General features: G+C 45.7%; 16 protein-coding genes. 4 read left to right on the top strand and 12 right to left on the bottom strand.

The window, feature by feature from the left end:
- Nucleotides 1-55 precede the first annotated feature (55 nt).
- From ACQY6I_RS02145 to ACQY6I_RS02135, 3 genes are read left to right on the top strand one after another with little or no spacing between them, the layout of a single operon-like run.
- Entirely contained in the window at nt 56-1,069 is a 1,014-nt protein-coding gene (locus ACQY6I_RS02145) for a PhoH family protein (protein ID WP_428239823.1), read from the top strand.
- Between the two features lie 17 nt (nt 1,070-1,086).
- Nucleotides 1,087-1,575, top strand: coding sequence for an rRNA maturation RNase YbeY (ybeY, locus tag ACQY6I_RS02140; protein WP_428239822.1), 489 nt, complete (start codon nt 1,087-1,089; stop codon nt 1,573-1,575).
- Nucleotides 1,576-1,596: 21 nt separating this feature from the next.
- Nucleotides 1,597-2,451 carry an HlyC/CorC family transporter gene (locus ACQY6I_RS02135; protein WP_428239821.1) on the top strand — a complete coding sequence of 285 codons (855 nt, stop codon included), beginning with the start codon at nt 1,597-1,599 and terminating at the stop codon, nt 2,449-2,451.
- 28 nt (nt 2,452-2,479) lie between these two features.
- On the opposite strand, the gene ACQY6I_RS02130 is transcribed toward ACQY6I_RS02135, so the two are convergent.
- The 5 genes from ACQY6I_RS02130 to cysM form a co-directional block, all read right to left on the bottom strand.
- Nucleotides 2,480-2,644, bottom strand: coding sequence for a hypothetical protein (locus tag ACQY6I_RS02130; protein WP_169748955.1), 165 nt, complete (start codon nt 2,642-2,644; stop codon nt 2,480-2,482).
- Nucleotides 2,645-2,862: 218 nt separating this feature from the next.
- Complete coding sequence (gene mazG, locus ACQY6I_RS02125) at nt 2,863-3,681, bottom strand: nucleoside triphosphate pyrophosphohydrolase (protein WP_428239820.1); 819 nt, start codon at nt 3,679-3,681, stop codon at nt 2,863-2,865.
- Entirely contained in the window at nt 3,678-5,927 is a 2,250-nt protein-coding gene (gene relA / locus ACQY6I_RS02120) for a GTP diphosphokinase (RefSeq protein WP_428239819.1), read from the bottom strand. Before relA ends, mazG begins: the two co-directional genes overlap by 4 nt.
- Nucleotides 5,928-5,939: 12 nt before the next feature.
- Nucleotides 5,940-7,268 carry a TRAM domain-containing protein gene (locus tag ACQY6I_RS02115; RefSeq protein WP_428239818.1) on the bottom strand — a complete coding sequence of 443 codons (1,329 nt, stop codon included), beginning with the start codon at nt 7,266-7,268 and terminating at the stop codon, nt 5,940-5,942.
- Nucleotides 7,265-8,158, bottom strand: a complete 894-nt coding sequence (cysM, locus tag ACQY6I_RS02110) for a cysteine synthase CysM (protein ID WP_428239979.1) — start codon at nt 8,156-8,158, stop codon at nt 7,265-7,267. Before cysM ends, ACQY6I_RS02115 begins: the two co-directional genes overlap by 4 nt.
- Before the next feature lie 224 nt (nt 8,159-8,382).
- Here cysM and ACQY6I_RS02105 point away from each other — a divergent pair, with 224 nt between their 5' ends.
- On the top strand, nt 8,383-11,238 hold the full coding sequence (locus ACQY6I_RS02105) for a response regulator (RefSeq protein WP_428239817.1): 2,856 nt from the start codon (nt 8,383-8,385) through the stop codon (nt 11,236-11,238).
- 40 nt (nt 11,239-11,278) lie between these two features.
- Here ACQY6I_RS02105 and recO read toward each other — a convergent pair whose 3' ends face one another.
- The 7 genes from recO to ACQY6I_RS02070 all read right to left on the bottom strand — a co-directional run bounded on the left by recO (nt 11,279) and on the right by ACQY6I_RS02070 (nt 18,450).
- Nucleotides 11,279-11,956 carry a DNA repair protein RecO gene (gene recO, locus ACQY6I_RS02100; protein WP_428239816.1) on the bottom strand — a complete coding sequence of 226 codons (678 nt, stop codon included), beginning with the start codon at nt 11,954-11,956 and terminating at the stop codon, nt 11,279-11,281.
- Nucleotides 11,957-11,971: 15 nt separating this feature from the next.
- Entirely contained in the window at nt 11,972-12,889 is a 918-nt protein-coding gene (gene era, locus ACQY6I_RS02095; RefSeq protein ID WP_428239815.1) for a GTPase Era, read from the bottom strand.
- 3 nt (nt 12,890-12,892) lie between these two features.
- Nucleotides 12,893-13,579: a ribonuclease III gene (gene rnc, locus ACQY6I_RS02090; protein ID WP_428239814.1), complete on the bottom strand. Its 687-nt coding sequence runs from the start codon at nt 13,577-13,579 to the stop codon at nt 12,893-12,895.
- The gene (locus ACQY6I_RS02085; RefSeq protein ID WP_428239813.1) at nt 13,576-13,947 is read right to left on the bottom strand and encodes a DUF4845 domain-containing protein; all 372 of its coding nucleotides are present in this window, start codon (nt 13,945-13,947) and stop codon (nt 13,576-13,578) included. Before ACQY6I_RS02085 ends, rnc begins: the two co-directional genes overlap by 4 nt.
- A 5-nt stretch (nt 13,948-13,952) precedes the next feature.
- Nucleotides 13,953-15,035, bottom strand: coding sequence for a signal peptidase I (gene lepB, locus ACQY6I_RS02080; protein WP_428239812.1), 1,083 nt, complete (start codon nt 15,033-15,035; stop codon nt 13,953-13,955).
- 10 nt (nt 15,036-15,045) lie between these two features.
- On the bottom strand, nt 15,046-16,848 hold the full coding sequence (gene lepA / locus ACQY6I_RS02075) for a translation elongation factor 4 (protein WP_428239811.1): 1,803 nt from the start codon (nt 16,846-16,848) through the stop codon (nt 15,046-15,048).
- Nucleotides 16,849-17,055: 207 nt separating this feature from the next.
- Complete coding sequence (locus ACQY6I_RS02070) at nt 17,056-18,450, bottom strand: DegQ family serine endoprotease (protein ID WP_428239810.1); 1,395 nt, start codon at nt 18,448-18,450, stop codon at nt 17,056-17,058.
- Nucleotides 18,451-18,471: the final 21 nt, after the last annotated feature.

Here is an 18,471-nt window from a genome sequence, read left to right as displayed (position 1 = left end):
CATAATTCACTGTTCGAGTTATGCTTTAGCTACCTTTGATTCCAGCGGAGTAAATTTGAGTTCCACTTTAACATCGTCAGACAACAGTTTGCTGCTAACCCTTGAGCCAGACAGTCCCCGCAGGTTGGCAAACCTTTGTGGACTTGCCAATGATCACCTAAAGCAGATAGAAAAACGCCTGAATATTCGTATATCCAGTCGAGGCAATCATTTTGAGCTCAATGGTGATGACAGAACCGTCAAGGCTGCTGGAGAAATACTGAAACGTCTATATCGTGAAACGCAAAATAATCAGGATATCACCCCCGATCTGGTTCACCTTTTTTTACAGGAATCAGCCGTTGATGAGGTGCTAGAGACTGAGCAAACAGCCAGTGAGTTTGATGAAAGCCTTATCTCCGTCATTCAAACACCCAAATCAACCGTTCGACCACGTGGCCAGCATCAGAAACAATATGTGCACAACATTCTCAATAACGACATAAATTTCGGTATTGGGCCTGCCGGAACTGGCAAAACATTTTTAGCTGTTGCGTGTGCAGTTATGGCATTTAAGCAGGATGTAATACGTCGCATTCTTCTGGTCAGACCTGCCGTTGAAGCCGGTGAAAAACTCGGCTTTTTACCTGGTGACTTGAGCCAGAAAGTAGACCCGTACCTACGGCCTCTATATGACGCGTTATATGAAATGTTCGGTTTTGAAATGGTCGAGAAGCTGATAGAAAAGAACGTTATTGAAATCGCTCCTCTGGCTTATATGAGGGGAAGAACCTTATCCAACGCTTTCATTATTCTGGACGAAAGCCAGAACACTACTGAGGAACAAATGAAAATGTTCCTTACACGTATTGGCTTTGGTTCAACCGCAGTCATCACCGGCGACCCATCACAGGTTGACCTTCCGCGCGGCAGCCGCTCAGGATTGGTGCATGCCATCAAAGTGCTGAATAATGTTGCAGGGATCAGCTTCACCCATTTTAATAGCAAAGATGTAGTGAGACACCCTCTGGTACAGCGTATCGTCGATGCTTATGAAATGTTTGAAGCTCCTGAAACCAAGAAACAATAAAGAACTATGATTCTGGTATGAAACCTCCAAAACCTAGTATCGAACTTGATTTTCAGGTTGCCTGTTCTTCATCGGATATTCCCGCCGAAGCCTTATTCCACTCTTGGATAGAATCTGCTCTGAATGGGTCAGATATAGAACATCCCATCGTGTCTATCAGAATAGTTGCGACAGACGAAAGCAGGCATCTAAACAGTACTTACAGAGGAAAAGATAACTCTACCAATGTATTGTCTTTTCCATTTGAATCGCCCCCTGGCGTACCGGAAGAAGAATTTGCCGGCTTTCTGGGGGATTTGGTGATTTGCGCCAATGTAGTCAATGCTGAAGCCCAACAACAGAACAAGCCTCTGCATCATCATTGGGCACATATTGTCATCCATGGGGTACTTCACCTGTTAGGTTATGACCACATTGATGAAAATGACGCTGAGGAAATGGAAAGCCTGGAACGCCAATTGCTGGCAACTTTAAATATACCTGATCCTTATTTGGTTAATGACTGACTAGAAGGTTTAAAACTGACTATGAGCGAAGATCGACCGAGCCAGAGTAACAATAAGAAAACTTGGCTTGAGAAGGTAGCCGATGCTTTCATCGGCGAACCGAGGGACCGCGAAGACTTAAAAGCAATTATCTTCGAGGCAAGGGAAAATGACATCATCGATCATGAAGCGTTTAAGATCATCGATGGAGCTATGTCTGTTTCGGAACTGCACGTGCGCGACATTATGGTTCCCAGATCCCATATGGTGCTGCTGGACTCTGAAAAAGACCTGGCGGATATTCTGCCGGTTATCGTTGATTCAGGACACTCGCGTTTTCCGGTTACCGGAGACAAAAATGACGAAATTATCGGTGTTCTGATTGCAAAAGACCTTTTGAAGTTAGCTATGGAAACAAGCTTTTCTTTGGCTGATATGTCGCAAAAATGGAAGTCTCTATTCAGACCGGTAAACTTTGTACCTGAAAGCAAGCGATTGAACGTGCTATTGAATGACTTCCGTCTTAACCGAAATCACATGGCCATTGTCGTAGATGAATATGGTGGCATAGCCGGTCTTGTCACGATTGAAGATGTGCTTGAGGAAATTGTCGGCGACATCGATGACGAGCATGATAGTCAGGAAACTCCCAATATCCGTGTACTGGATGATGGAAAACAGGCAGTTGACGCCTTAACTCCCATTGAAGAGTTTAATGATTTTTTTGGAACCGAACTCAGCGATGATGAATTCGATACAATTGGCGGGATCGTTACCCATAGCTTTGGTCGCTTACCTAAAAGAGACGAAACTATTCAAATCGGTAATCTCAACTTCCGGGTTTTAAATGCCGATGATAGACGCTTAAAACTGATGGAAGTCAGCGACGTTAGTTAGACTAACGACCTCGTATTAACACACCCAATCAGTTATCGCTCAACACGGCGGTTTTTTGATAATCCAGCTCTTGAGCGGTAACTTTAGTACATGCCTTGCGATAGCTTTTTTTGCTTTCTTCTTTAGCATGTGCAGCTTTTGCACTTTCTTCCAGAAAGCCTATAAAAGACTTCTTACTTTTTTTATCAACCATGATATTTACTCTCTTTTCTCTCACAATAAATTGACTTGCTATATAGACCACTTTATACACTCTGACGTCACACACAATCAGAAAATTTCTGAAGAAACATAATAGACAGTTTTTATTCAGATATATTGATCTATCTAAATATAATCGTAGTCCACAAAAACAAATTTAAAAGAAAAAACGATAATCCTTCACTCTCGTTAACAAAATAGCCAAGGACGTCATTTATCTGCCAACATTTGTTTAGCGTGCTGCCAAAGCTGCTCCTGCTCAGACAAACTCATACTGGCAAGGTCGCTTTGTGATTTCTGTGCAATCTGCTCCATTTTACGAAAGCGGGACTCAAACTTGTTCGCTGACTGTCGCGTACAGGATTCAGGATCAATATCCAGGTGACGGGATAAATTGACGAGCGTGAAAAATACGTCTCCCAACTCATCTTCAACAGCAACCGAATCACCGGCATCAAGCGCCTCTTCAAGCTCCTCAATTTCCGCCCTTAGCATTCCCAGCACGTCTTTTCTTTCTGTCCAGTCGAAACCAACGCGAGCCGCTTTTTTTTGTAACTTAAAAGCTCTTTGCAGCGCAGGAAACGTCGATGGCACTCCCGCCAAAGCAGACTTGTCTTTTTTTTCCTTCGGTTTCTCCTGCTGCTTGATCAGCTCCCAATTCTGATTAATCTGTTCTTCTGAAATTTCACCAGGATCTCTCCAACTCTCAAGAGTCCCATCAGGGAATACATGCGGATGGCGACGAAGCAGTTTTTTAACAATCCTGTCGATGAGCGATTCCAGCGAAAAGCGATCTTCTTCACATGCGAACTGACAATAAAAAATAATGTGAAACAGTAGATCTCCGAGTTCCTCTTCGACATGGGACCAATCCCGATTTTCGATTGCTTCAACCACCTCATACACTTCCTCTAATGTATGAGGAACAATGCTTTGCCAATCTTGTTTTATATCCCAGGGACATCCCCGCTCGGGGTCACGCAACCGTGTCATCAAATATACGAGATCATCAAGCGTATATGTCTTCATACTCCCCCACCATCTACAGCACGCTGAACGGAAACAACATTGGACAATGACCGGATCTTGTTCATAAGCCTTCCCAACTGGTCTATATCACTTATCTCCACTGTCATAATCATGTCTGCCATTCCCTCATCCCGGTTCGAAAGCGTGTTAACTGAAGTCACATTCACACTGTCATTAGCCAGAACGTTCATAATATCGCGCAACAATCCAGTCCGGTCATAAGCCAGAATTTCCAGTCGAACCGGATAAAAGTGAGTTTTTTCACCTCCCCAATTAACTTCGACAATTTTTTCAGGCTCCTCATTTCTCAGCTGCAAGATATTGATGCAGTCCTGTCGATGCACGGAAATTCCCCGCCCCTGAGTAATAAACCCCATAATAGGATCACCAGGTACCGGCTGACAGCATGACGCAATAGTCGTAAGCAGATTACCGACGCCTGCAATTTCAATATTACTTTCGGCTTCCGAACGCTTATGGTGCGTCTTTGCCTTCCTTTGTTGCACCTGATGCTTGCCTGTCATTTGTTCTGCAATATGAACAACTTGCATCAACCGCAGATCACCGGCCCCTATCGCGGCAAACATATCTTCACTATTTTCGTAGTTAACTTTCTCCGCCAGATCATTAAAGTTGACGATCGGCAAACCAAAACGGGTCAGCTCGGTTCGCAGGGCTTTACTACCGTATTCAACATTTTGATCACGGTCCTGTAGCTTAAACCAGCCTTTGATTTTTGCCCTTGCACGGGCGGTCGCTACGTATCCAAGATCAATATTGAGCCAATCGCGACTAGGCTTTCCATTCTTCGCTGTCAGGATTTCTACCTGATCACCTGTATGCAGTTTATAGGCCAATGGCACAATACGACCATTCACTTTGGCCCCGCGACAAGAGTGACCCACTTCAGTATGAACTTTATAGGCGAAGTCGATTGGCGTGGCATTATTAGGGAGGTCAACTACATGGCCATTGGGTGTTAATACATAAATACGATCATTGATGTCTTCAACATCACCTAACTCTTCGACCAGTTCATCAATACCGCCGAGCTCTTCATGCCACTCCAATACCTGACGCAACCAAGAAATTTTTTCCTCATAACCTGAGTGAGCAGTACTGGTATCTGTGCCTTTATATTTGTAATGCGCACAAACTCCCTTCTCGGCATCTTCATGCATTTGAAATGTTCTGATCTGTATTTCCAGAACATTACCTTCCGGACCAATCACCGCCGTATGCAATGAGCGATAACCATTCTGTTTAGGATTGGCAATATAATCATCGAACTCACGGGGAATGTTTCGCCAAAATGAGTGGAGTATTCCCAGTACGGTGTAACAATCTTTCAACTCGTTTACCAGGATACGCACAGCCCGGATATCATATACCTGAGAAAAACCAATATTTTTGCGCTGCATTTTTCGCCAGATGCTGTAGATATGCTTCGCCCGACCAAACACTTGCGCATCGGTCAAACCGGCATCAACCAAAGCATGTTTGATTTTACTGATCACTGCATCGATATATTGCTGACGGTCGAGACGTTTCTCATCAAGCAGTTTGGCGATTTTTTTATACTGGGTAGGTTCAAGATAACGAAACGCGAGATCCTCCAACTCCCACTTAATTTGCCCAACACCCAATCTGTGCGCCAGAGGGGCATAAACATCAAATACTTCACGGGCAACTTTATAACGTCGCTGTGCAGGGGCATGTTTAACAGCCCGAATAGCGCATGTCCGTTCTGCCAGCTTTAATAACACTACCCGCACGTCGTTTATCATAGTAACCAGCATCTTTCGCACACCTTCCAGCTGTGCTTCACGCTGACCCAAAACTACTTCACGGGTGGTTTTGTGCTTCTGATGGATCGCTGCCATTTGCAGCGCACCGTTTATCAACTTACTGACTGACGGCCCAAACTGATCCAGCACGGTTTCTTTTGGTAACTTCCCTTCTCTGACAGCCCGATACAATACAGCTGCAACCAGCGACTCCTGCTCCATATGCAGTTCAGCCAGAATTTCTGCCATCTCAAGGCCCGTGCGATAAGAGCTCGCCCCCTCGCCCCAGCTGTTTTCAACACAGTTAGCTTCTTCTTCCGCCAAGCGGGCCAATCGGCACGCATGTACTAATTCGTCTTCATCAATGAGAGTGACCTGAGTCTTGATTCTTGCCAACCAAGCTTCGAGATCTACACTGCCATCCTGAAATACAGGTTGGTCTTGCCTGACTTTAACCATAACAATGACTTCTTATTTTTTTCTGGCACGCACAAACACTGCGATGCTTTCCACATGGGCAGTATGGGGAAACATATCCAATACACCTGCCCTCGATAAACTATAGCCCTGACTCACCAATTTTCCCGCATCACGGGCCAATGTTGCTGGATTACAGGAAACATATACGATTCGTTCCGGGTTTAAGCGTGACATTTCTTCACATATTTGCTTCGCCCCTGATCTTGGAGGATCTAATAGCAATTTATTTGCCTGATTGCCTTCAAGGATTTTGATGGCCTGCGGATCAAACAGGTCTAGGGCGGCAAACTCAATATCAAAACCGTTGTGAAGGGCATTTAATTGACCTTGCTGTACCAGCTCCTCGCTTCCTTCGTAAGCACAAACAGATGCACCGCAAGCAGCCAAGGGTAAAGAAAAATTACCGGAGCCCGCAAACAGATCCATGATCCGGTCATCAGGACCTGGTTCAAGCTCTGCCACTGCACACTCCACCAATAATTGATTAACACCTCTATTGACCTGGGTAAAATGAGAAGGTCGAAACTCAAGGTTCATAGGCTTGGCACCACCGGACAGCCCATAACTCAGAGGATGGTCATGACACTCCGCAATTGGCACTCCTCCAACAGAAATCACATAGTCAGAAGTCAGCGCACTAAGACTATGTTGCAATCGAGCCAACTGCTCTTGAGATGGCTTTACCCTCAAGATCAGATGAACCCCAATCCGCCGCTGATCATCCTGGCAAACTTCGATTTCGGCCTGCTTCAAAGGCAGTTGTTTCAGTGCCGGCACAACAACAGACCAATCAAGGTCAGTAATAGGGCAATGCTCTATAGCTACCAGCTCATGGCTACGGCCACGCTTGTATCCAATTTTACCCTGGTGCAGGGTCAGTTTAGTGCGCGAACGATAAGCTTTGGGCTCTTCACCAACAATCGGCTGTAACCAGCGGTCCGGCTGCAGTCCTGCATAACGCTGTAATTGGTCCGCCAAGGCCTGCTGCTTGATTTGAATCTGAATTTCATGAGGGACATGCTGCAGAGTACAACCACCACAATCATGATAATAAGGACAAAAAGCCTCACAACGATCAGCAGAACGCTCCAACAGCTGCTCAACAACTGCAACCATAACTGCCTGTTTCTGCTCAATAATCCGTACCCTGACTCGTTCCTCAGGCATTGCCTGAGGTACAAATACGGTCTTCCCTTCATACCACCCGATTCCCTGACCATAGTGATCATATTTACCGATTGTAAGCTCGATCACAGACCCTACCAGAGAAGCGTCATGACGCCCGGATTTTCTAGATTGAAATGATTTAAAACGCTTCATTGGGGACTAAACAAACCAGTGGATAAATAACGATCACCACGATCACAGATAATTGTCACAATCACCGCATTCTTCAGACCTTCTGCCAGTTTCAATGCACCGGCAACAGCACCTCCAGAACTGACCCCGCAAAAAATACCTTCCTCGGTGGCCAACTGACGCATGGTTTGTTCTGCCACGTTCTGTTCAACATCAAGAACCCTGTCGATCTGTGAGGCATCAAATATTTCGGGCAAATATTCATGTGGCCAGCGCCGGATACCCGGAATACTTGATCCGTCGGCCGGCTGTAAACCAACAATTTCGATCATTGGATTCTGTTCCTTCAAATAACGACTGGTCCCCATAATCGTGCCAGTGGTACCCATGGCGCTGACAAAATGAGTTATTTCTCCCCGGGCCTGCTGCCAGATCTCCGGACCGGTACCCACATAATGAGCAAGAGGGTTATTCTGGTTGGCAAACTGGTTGAGCACCCTCCCCCTTCCTTCAGCCTCCATCTTAATTGCCAAGTCACGGGCACCTTCCATACCTTCTTCTTTGGTCACCAAGATCAGCTCTGCGCCATAAGCAACCATGGCGTCTTTTCTTTCCTGACTTAAATTATCCGGCATGATCAGAGTCATATGATACCCTTTGATGGCCGCAACCATCGCCAACGCAATACCAGTATTACCACTGGTCGCTTCAATAAGGTTGTCACCTGGTTTGATCATTCCCTGCGATTCAGCCTGTTGAATCATACTAAGAGCCGGGCGATCTTTTACCGAACCTGCTGGATTGCTGCCTTCCAGCTTGGCCAATATTGTATTGTTCTCACCTGCGCTTAAACGCTGAAGACGTACAAGGGGGGTATTCCCGATACATTGTTCAATGGTTGGATACAAAATACTCTCCTTAGGGGTCGGTTAAGTCATACGAAACAGAGACAGCAAACAGATTGTCTGACAAATGAATGAATTTCAAAAACCCGCCAGTTCTTAACTCTCTCACGGGGTTTATACAAAGAGTTTGTGTGCGGCAATGATACTCCATTTTCAGACCAAACTATCATTAGAGCACGAAGTCAGAGAGAATACCGACTGACGAGCCTAAGACTTTTATCTTCTATGTTATGAAGCGCCTGGAATTAAAACGACAAATTTTATTACTGACTATTACTCCATCCATTTTGATGGCTCTGATATTCATCATCTGGTTCAGTTGGCAACAGGTATCAAATCTGGAGCTGGAACTGAGAAGTCGAGGGGAATCAGCCAGTCGGAGACTGGTGGATGCTGTTGAATATGGCCTCATTGCCAATAATTTTTCGTTGCTTCAGCAAATTGCCCGGGCAACCCTGAACGAACCCGATGCAAGAGCTATCAATATTTATAACAACAAGCTCAAGATTGTTGCTCAGGCTGGCCCAAAAATGAATCCGGTATCCACTCCGATGCCTTTTTCTGATTCAGTCAGTGTCATTGAAAGCACCAGTACCATTCGTTATCGAGTGCCAGTCACCAGCCAAAGACAAGAATACTATGTCCATCCTTCACAGTTACAAAAGGAACCCCAGCTCGGATGGGTGGAGCTTGAGTTCTCAAAAGCCAATATTCGTACGGAACAATATAAAAATGTGCTGGTAAATGTATTACTGTTTTTGGCCGCAATCTTTTTGACCAGCCTGGCAGGTGTCGCGGCCACCAAGGGAGTCATTACTCCACTGAAAAAACTCGCCGCTGCCGTAGACAGCATTCGGGAAGGTGATCTCGACAAACGGATAGATGCCTTTGGCGATGGCGAGATCATGGAGTTGTCGGAAGGAATCAACGCCATGGCGGAATCTCTTCAAATTGCTCATAGAGAAATGCAGACAAACATCGATCAGGCCACTCAAGACCTGAGAGAGACGCTGGAAACCATCGAAATCCAAAACATAGAACTCGACATGGCCCGACGGGAAGCACTTGAAGCAAGCCGGATTAAGTCCGAGTTTTTGGCCAATATGAGTCATGAAATCAGAACACCCCTCAACGGCATACTGGGATTTACCAAGTTATTGTTAAAGTCCAATTTACAGGAAAAACAGAAAGAGTATGCCCGCACTATCCATTCTTCGTCTGAAAGTCTGTTGAGCATTATTAATGATGTGCTCGATTTCGCCAAAATCGAAGCCGGCAAGTTGCTACTCGATAATCGCAGCATGAATCTTTATGAGACCATTGAAGATGTACTGACCATGTTGGCGCCGTCGGCCCATGCCCGTGGCCTGGAGTTGGTTTCGCTGGTGTATTCCGATGTCCCCTCACAAGTGGTGAGCGATCAACTACGAATCAAACAGGTCTTAACCAATCTGGTTAACAATGCGGTTAAATTCACTCAAAAAGGTAGTGTTACCGTCAGAGTTTCTTTGGAAAGCATGCGCAATGATCAGGTCATCATCCGTATCGCTGTGACAGATACCGGCATCGGACTGACCAAGGAACAGCAAAAAGCGCTGTTCACGGCTTTTCAGCAGGCTGACTCCTCCACCGCAAGGGAATATGGCGGTACTGGCCTTGGTCTAGTGATATCCAAGCGTCTGGTTGAGCAAATGGGAGGTGACATTGGCCTGGAAAGCGAACGCCAAAAAGGGTCCACGTTCTGGTTTACGATCCGGGCAGACCGGGCAAGCAGCAAAGAGCTCCCCGATGCTCAGGCCTCCCTGCAAGGTATCAAAACCTTACTACTGGAACCTCACGACCTGGCCCGCATATCGCTGAAGCATATTTTAAACAGCTGGGATATCGAAGTTTTCGAAGCATCCACCCCACAGGAAGCGATCAAACACCTTCAATCGCAGAATGACATTACGGGATTGATTGCCGGTCTGTCGCCTGAAGGGGGGAGCGCTACTCACTTACAGTACGCACTGGAACAGTTCAAACAGGATTTTGGTCTGGAAATTATCCTGTTAACCACCAGTACTGAAGAAACTCTCGATTCAGAAATATTAGCCGGACTGGTATCTGCCTCTATTTCCAAACCAGTAAAACGCAAACAGTTATTACAGGCATTAACCAAACTGGCTTTGGATAAAAATGTAACGCCACTAAATATGAATAGCAGCTCTTCTGCAGTTAGCGTATTAAGCTCTGATACGGAAAGCCACAAACTGAAAATTCTGGCGGTGGATGACAATGCTGCCAACCTAAAGCTCCTAGCCGCTCTATTGGATGATCTCAATATCGATGTAACAACTGCCAGCAGCGGTAAGGACGCCCTGGTAGTGATTGAACATAACACTTTCGATTTGATCTTTATGGATATACAAATGCCTCAGATGGACGGCATTGAAACCACAGAACGCATCCGTTCAAATGAAGGTAATCGCGTCAGAACTCCCATTGTCGCATTGACAGCCCACGCTCTGGCCGGTGAAAAAGAAAACCTTCTGGCCCGTGGTCTGGACGATTACCTGACCAAGCCGATTGATGAGATCATTCTGGCCAAAACCATCACCAAATGGACAGGTATTGATCCTTCTGCTGCCACAGGCAGCGTTCAGGTCATCGAACGTCGGGTTGCATCCTATGAGGCCGCCAATGAATATCCCAGCATTGATTTAGTCGTCGGTTTGGAGCGGGCATCTGGAAAACTGGGGTTGGCAAAAGACATGATGAAAATGCTAATAGACAGCCTGGGTAATGACGCAGATGCCATCTCATCAGCCTATCATGACAATGATCATGAAGCATTACTGGAAGCAGTGCATAAATTACATGGTGCTTGTCATTATTGCGGGGTTATCAAGCTGCAAAAACTTGCCTATGACACAGAAAGTGCTATTAAAACCAAAAACTATAATGAACTTGAAGATAAGCTCATGCTGTTATATGAAGAAATCGCAGAAATACAGCGCTGGGCAAAAATCAGCGACATGGATAGAGAGTTTATGAAGGCAACTAAGATATACGCTAAAAACAAGCAGCTGTCGTCCCCTCCTTAATTAATCAGAATCAGGCAAGACAACTGCATCCGTTGAGTTATCACTGGGAAGCAGACTCAAACAGCTCACGGGATTTTAATGTTTTGCCTCCCAGCAGGAGATTGATTTCAGTGGTCAAAATCCGTTTTGCCCAGAACAGCGCAGACTCTGCATGCCACTCATTATGGGCAATCGCAAGCAGTACTGCACCACGAATGGCAGCAGTACTGGATGCCGAAACAGCAAACCCATTGCCCGCATAATATTGATAACCATTATCTTTGATAATGCTTTGGCCCTGGAGATCGACGAGCCAGTCGAGTCCATACCCCAACTGCTCAAGCAGTGTTTTCTCAAAATAACGAATGGCGGGTTGAGTATCCGTACTATGCTGCAACAAATGTAAGGTGCTACTGTAAAGACCATATAGAACACTATTATGGTCATAACGACCCAACAGGTGATAAATCAGCTCGTTGATATAAAGACCATAGAAACCAAGCGTTCCATACAACTGATGGACTGCCCCACTCACCTGCCATTCAAGCAAACGTTTTTGTTCTGATCTGCCAGAGAACTCAATCATCAGCTCCTGAAACAAGGGCAGCGGTCTGGATGCATGCTTTCTGATTAAAGGCAGTTTTCCATATTCTGGCGTCAGGCACTCAATTAATTCAGATTCATCCATCCAGGGTTTTCGATGGATGATGTATGCGGGCTGCTGTTTTCGACCAGACATATCCAACACCAGCGGTTATTTTGGATCAAAGTATCCCAAACTTTTCAAAGCCCGGTCATCATCGGACCAGCCACCTTTCACCTTCACCCACAAGTGCAACATGATCCGGACATCAAACAGCTTTTCCATATCCTTCCTGGCTTCCTGGCCAATGCTTTTTAAACGGGACCCCTTATCGCCGATAACGATCTTTTTCTGCCCCCCACGACTGACAAGAATAGCGGCATGGATATGCAGTGTCCCATTTTCAAAAGACCAGTTTTCAATCTCAACCGCCACGTCATAGGGTAATTCTGCGCCCAACTGGCGCATAATCTTCTCTCGAACGATTTCCGCCGCCAAAAAACGCTCAGTACGATCAGTAATCTGATCTTCAGGATAATAATGAACGTTAACGGGCATATGATCCAACAGATAACGTTCTAATCGGTGCAGGTTGTTTCCCCTTAATGCAGAAATTGGAAAAACCTGGTCAAAGTGAAAAAAGGCACTGACTTTTTCAATAAAAGGGAGCAACTGAGCCTTATCTTCCAACTGATCCATTTTATTGATTCCCAAAATCACCGGACATCGGGATGACCTCAGTTGTTCAAGCACATGCTCATCTTCTGGCGTCCAACGATCACGCTCAACCAGAAACAATATCACGTCAACGTCTTTAATCGCCGTTGTGGCCGTACGGTTCATATAACGATTAATCGCTTTAGACTGCCCCTGATGAATGCCAGGAGTGTCTACAAAGATGATCTGAGCACTGTCAACCGTATGTATACCGACAATCTGATTACGTGTCGTTTGGGGTTTTCGAGAGGTAATACTGATTTTTTGACCCAGAATATGGTTCATCAGTGTGGATTTACCAACATTGGGACGCCCTACAATAGCCACATAACCACAATGTGTGACTGCAGACGAATCAGGATGATCATTCATAACTTACTTAACTCCCAGCCGTTTTAGTGCCAACCTGGCAGCCTGTTGTTCTGCCCCTCTACGGCTACTGCCCTCACCACTTACAGGAGTATCCAACAATACGGATGAACAGGTTACACAAAAGGTCTGCGAATGAGCCTCACCAGTGATAGATACTACTTCATATTCTGGTAGAGGATGCTTACGCCCCTGAAGATATTCCTGTAACTGGGTTTTGGGATCCTTTAGCTGGCTGTCCAGCTGTATATGCTGTAGGTATTCCTGGTACCAGTTGAGAATCAACTGCTTGGTGCTTTCAAAGCCCCTATCCAGAAACGCCGCCCCAATAATCGCCTCAACCGCATCAGCCAGTATAGACTCCCGGCGATATCCACCACTTTTGAGCTCACCACTCCCGAGTCGCAAAAAATCCCCCAAACCCCACGACAAAGCCAGCTCAGCAAGCGTGGTTCCTTTTACCAGCTTGGCCCTTAGGCGACTTAACTGACCTTCTTTTGCATAGGGAAACTTGTTGAATAAAGCTTCAGCAATAGTGAAATTTAAAATAGAGTCACCCAGGAATTCCAGTCGTTCATTATTTTTCGAACCAGAATGACTACGGTGCGTGAGGGCCAGTTCCAGCAACTCTTCGTTGTGGAACTGGTAGTTCAGAATCGAACTGAGTTGGTCTAAATGTTTGGATTGACTCACGGAAGCAGCGAATATTCTTTATGAAATTTAACCAGAGCATCGACGTTAAACATGATGTGTACCTGTTTTGAGTAGTCCAAAACCATTGTTTTTGGATTGGACTTGGTATTAAGTTTTAACCCTTGCTTAGCATCAAACTCAACATTATTGACCAACATCCGCTTGGACAAACTACTCCGGAGATCTGATATTGACATTTCCGCAGTACCTGATTCGTCCGCCATAGACTGCAACATTCCGTTCAGGTACCACTGATCCATATATACCGGTCCCAGTTTCACCATTAGTGTAGCGAAAAAAGACACAATCAAAATTAAAAATGCCACCGTATATACAGACATGCCACGCTGCTTATTCAGAGATTTCATTTCGCTTATTCCAACCACTTGTTATGACTGAAACTGGGGATAGAGCCAAGTTTTGGCCAGTGCACCCAGACCACAAAGGCTTTTCCTAGAATGGCCTGTTCATCAACAAAACCGAAAAACCTTGAGTCCTTACTATTATCACGATTATCCCCCATGGCGAAATATTTTCCCTCCGGAACTGTGATTTCCTCCCCCTGTCTGGGGTATGTTCCAAAAGGACGTTTGCCATCGGCATATTTGGCTTTATAGATAAGATGCGTCACATCGCCAATATGTTCTTCAAATACCCGCACCTGAAATCCTGCATCAGGCTCAATGTCATCGCCAATGTAGTTGGCGGTCACTTCCTCGTCATTGATCCAGAGCCGGCTTTTGTTGTAATCAAAGCGAATACGATCACCCGGAACCGCAATCACCCTCTTAATATAGGTCATATTGGGTTCATGGGGTGGCTTGAACACAAATATATCACCACGCTTGGGTTCACCCACAGGAACGATTTTGGTCCCCAAAACCGGAATCTTCACGCCATAGGCAAACTTGTTGACGGCGATAAAGTCGCCAATCTGTAATGTGGGAATCATGGAGCCGGAAGGAATCTGATAGGGCTCAATCAAAAAGGAACGCAGACCAAAAACAATTAGCAACACAGGGAAAAAGGAGCGAGCATATTCAATCGCCAGAGGCTCATCATTTGCTCTCCACTGTATTGTGTCATCACTGGCATATTTATCAGCAAGCCTGGACACCAGCCTCTTACGAAGCCTCTTTAGGTAAAGCACATCGAATAAATACAAAATCCCAGATATCAAACAGGCAATGCTCAAAAATATGGAAAAATCCATACTTTTACGAATTGCCAGAAAAATTAATGGTACGAGCGATACAATGAAGATGCCTCCTAACAAACGGGCATACTTCGGCTCAGAAAATATCCGATGTAAGTCATCACTCGAAATCTCTCCGTCGACTTTCGCATAAGCTTTACGATACCTGAGACTCCCCATGATCATCACTTCCAGCATCCAAGCCAGACCGGTAGCCGCACTGAACCATGCTGCAATCGGAAACCAAAATTCTACCTGCATGTGCTAACCCTTAATCATCTACTTTGAGAATCGCCAGGAAGGCGTCTTGAGGAATTTCCACGCGACCAAACTGTTTCATCCGCTTCTTACCGTCTTTCTGCTTCTGCAACAGTTTCTTCTTACGGCTTACGTCACCACCATAACATTTGGCGGTTACATCTTTACGAAGAGCCTTCACATTTGTGCGTGCAATAATCTGATTACCTACAGCTGCCTGAATAGCAACATCGAACATTTGCCGGGGAATAATCTCTTTCATTTTCTGACATAATGACAACCCGCGGGTACGGATAGCATCTTTATGCATAATAATCGCCAAAGCATCCACCCGATCACCATTCACCATGATATCCAGCCTTGTCATGTCAGCTGCCTCAAACCGATCAAAGGCAAAGTCCAGAGAAGCAAAGCCTTTAGAAACCGACTTCAGACGATCAAAGAAATCCATAACCACTTCCGCCATGGGAATATCGTAACTGATCGATACCTGCCCACCGAGAAACTGCATGTCTTTTTGAACACCGCGTTTATCCACACATAGCGTAATAACATTGCCCAGATAATCCTGTGGCACCAGAATATTGGCCCGGACAATAGGCTCTCTGATTTCTTCCATATTCTGCGGCGGAGGCAATTTCGACGGGTTGTCCACATAAACAGTTTCACCGTCTGTTTTCAGTACCTCATACACCACAGTGGGTGCGGTAGTAATAAGGTCCAGATCATATTCGCGCTCCAGGCGCTCCTGGATGATCTCCATGTGCAGCATCCCCAGGAAACCACAACGAAAACCAAAACCCAACGCATCTGACGTTTCAGGCTCATAGAATAAGGAAGCATCGTTCAAACTGAGCTTTTCCAATGCGTCACGAAAATCTTCATAATCATCTGAATCTGTTGGAAACAAACCAGCGTATACCTGAGGTTTGATTTTCTGAAACCCGGGCAACTGCTTAACATCCGGAGTTTTGGCATGGGTAATGGTATCGCCTACGGGAGCCCCGTGAATGTCCTTGATAGAAGCGCAGATAAACCCGACCTCTCCTGCGCTCAATTCGCCCGTGTATTGCAGCTTAGGCGTAAAAATACCAACCTGATCAACAACATGGTTTCGCCCGGTTGACTTGATTACAATTTTATCGCCTTTTTTAAGCGTGCCATGCTTGACTCGAACCAGAGAGACCACTCCAAGGTAATTATCAAACCAGGAGTCAATGATCAAACACTGCAAATCACCACCAACATTACCCTCAGGTGGTGGAATGCGCTGAATCAGCTGCTCCAGTACTTCCTGGACATTGACACCGGACTTAGCACTGCAATGCACTGCATCTGTTGCGTCGATACCGATAATTTCCTCTATCTCCTGAGCAACTCTGTCAGGTTCTGCCTGTGGCAAGTCAATCTTATTGAGTACAGGAACCACTTCAAGCCCCTGTTCAATGGCTGTATAGCAGTTTGCAACTGACTGAGCTTCAACGCCCTGAGCCGCATCCACAATTAACAAAGCCCCTTCACAGGCGGCCAGCGACCGGGACACTTCATAGGTAAAGTCCACGTGTCCGGGAGTATCAATAAAATTAAGCTGGTAAGTTTTACCGTCCTGAGTCTGATACTTCAAAGTAACGCTCTGGGCCTTGATGGTAATACCGCGTTCCCGCTCGATATCCATGCTATCCAGCACTTGTGCGGCCATTTCTCTTTCGGTCAATCCACCACATATCTGGATGAAACGATCGGCAATGGTCGATTTGCCATGATCAATATGGGCAATTATGGAGAAATTACGAATGTGTGAAAGATCGCTACTCACGGATATAAATCGCTACGTTAACTAATTGAGTGGATTTCCGACAGATGCACCCAGTCGGGATTTAAAAGGCCGGCGATTTTAGCGAATTAGTCTCTGGCAAGCTATAAAAACAGTGGACAGAGCCACTGTTTTTGGTGAATTTGCGTTGCTGTGATGTCGTGCAGGAAGCCAGAATCCGCAATTACAGGCCTCCTGCACACCTTAGAATCACTCTATTCGAATAGGTAAAAACATGGGTGAACCATTACGCATGACTCTCAAAGCAAAGGCTTTACCACTTGGAATAGAAGAGATGACCTTGTCAAAGTCACCAACATCCTCAACTTTACGACTACCGACCATCGTAATCACATCACCTGGCTGCAGACCTGCGTCAGCCGCTGGGCCCCGATCAACCTCGATAACCCTTACCCCTTTTTCTCCCAGTTTACCGGCAGTATCCGGATCAATATTCTGAACCACAATATTCAGAGAATTAGAACTGGTATGAGGACTCGAACCGTTTTGAGCCAGTTTGTCCTGTGTAGGAAGCTCTGCAATGGTAAGGGTCAATGTTTTCTCTCGACCTTCCCGCAAAACTTTCACTTTGACTTTTTCTCCTGGCTGAACACGACCAACAATTGGAGGCAATGCCGCTGAGGTATCAATATGCTTACCATCAAATTCGAGGATAATGTCACCATTACGGATACCGCCGGCTGCTGCTGGCGAATCTTCCATTACCTGGGTCACCAAAGCCCCTTCAGGTTTCTTAAGGCCATAAGACTCTGCAAGATCCTGGTTCATACCCTGAATCAGCACACCCAGCCAGCCCCTGGAAACCTTACCGTTAGCTTTTAACTGCTCGTAGACATTTTTGGCCAGATTGGATGGAATTGAAAATGAAACTCCCATATAGCCACCAGAACGGGTATAGATCTGGCTATTGATACCAACTACCTGACCATCGAGATTAAACAACGGGCCACCGGAATTTCCTGGATTGATTGCAACATCGGTCTGTATAAATGGTACATAGTTCTCGCCTATATTACGGCCAATTGCACTGACAATACCGGCAGTGACTGAATAGTCCAGGTTAAAGGGTGAACCAATTGCCAACACCCATTCACCAACTTTTAATTTATCAGAGTCGGCAAACGCTACCGTGGGCAAACCTTTGGCATCAATCTTCAGCAGAGCGAGATCCGTACGCTCATCGGTACCAATCACTTCTGCGTGATACTGGGAACGGTCAGTCATCCATACCGTCACTTCATCAGCACCATTGATGACATGATTGTTGGTCAGAATATAACCATCAGAAGAAACGATAAAACCGGAACCGGTTGATTCCATTGGCTGTTGCTGCTGCGGGCCCTGGTGATAAGGGGACTGATCAAAAAAATATTTGAAGATATCTGGCAGGTCCTGGGAATCCGGATATTGGTAACCGTAGTTACGGACTTTGGCTTTGGTTACTGCACCAATCTTCACAACCTGTGGAGAATGGCTTTGCACCAGTTCCGTAAAATCCGGAAGATTCACACTGGCTGCAACAGCCGGGAGCGTCCAAAAGGACATCCACAAAACGGAAACTATCAGAACAATCTTTTTGGTCATACTCTACTCCTCAGGTACTTT

The sequence above is a fragment of the Gynuella sp. genome, from assembly GCF_050297175.1.
In the GTDB taxonomy this organism is placed as follows: domain Bacteria; phylum Pseudomonadota; class Gammaproteobacteria; order Pseudomonadales; family Natronospirillaceae; genus Gynuella.
Note: the sequence above shows the minus strand (reverse complement) of the source record. Positions and strands in the feature narration are given on the sequence as shown.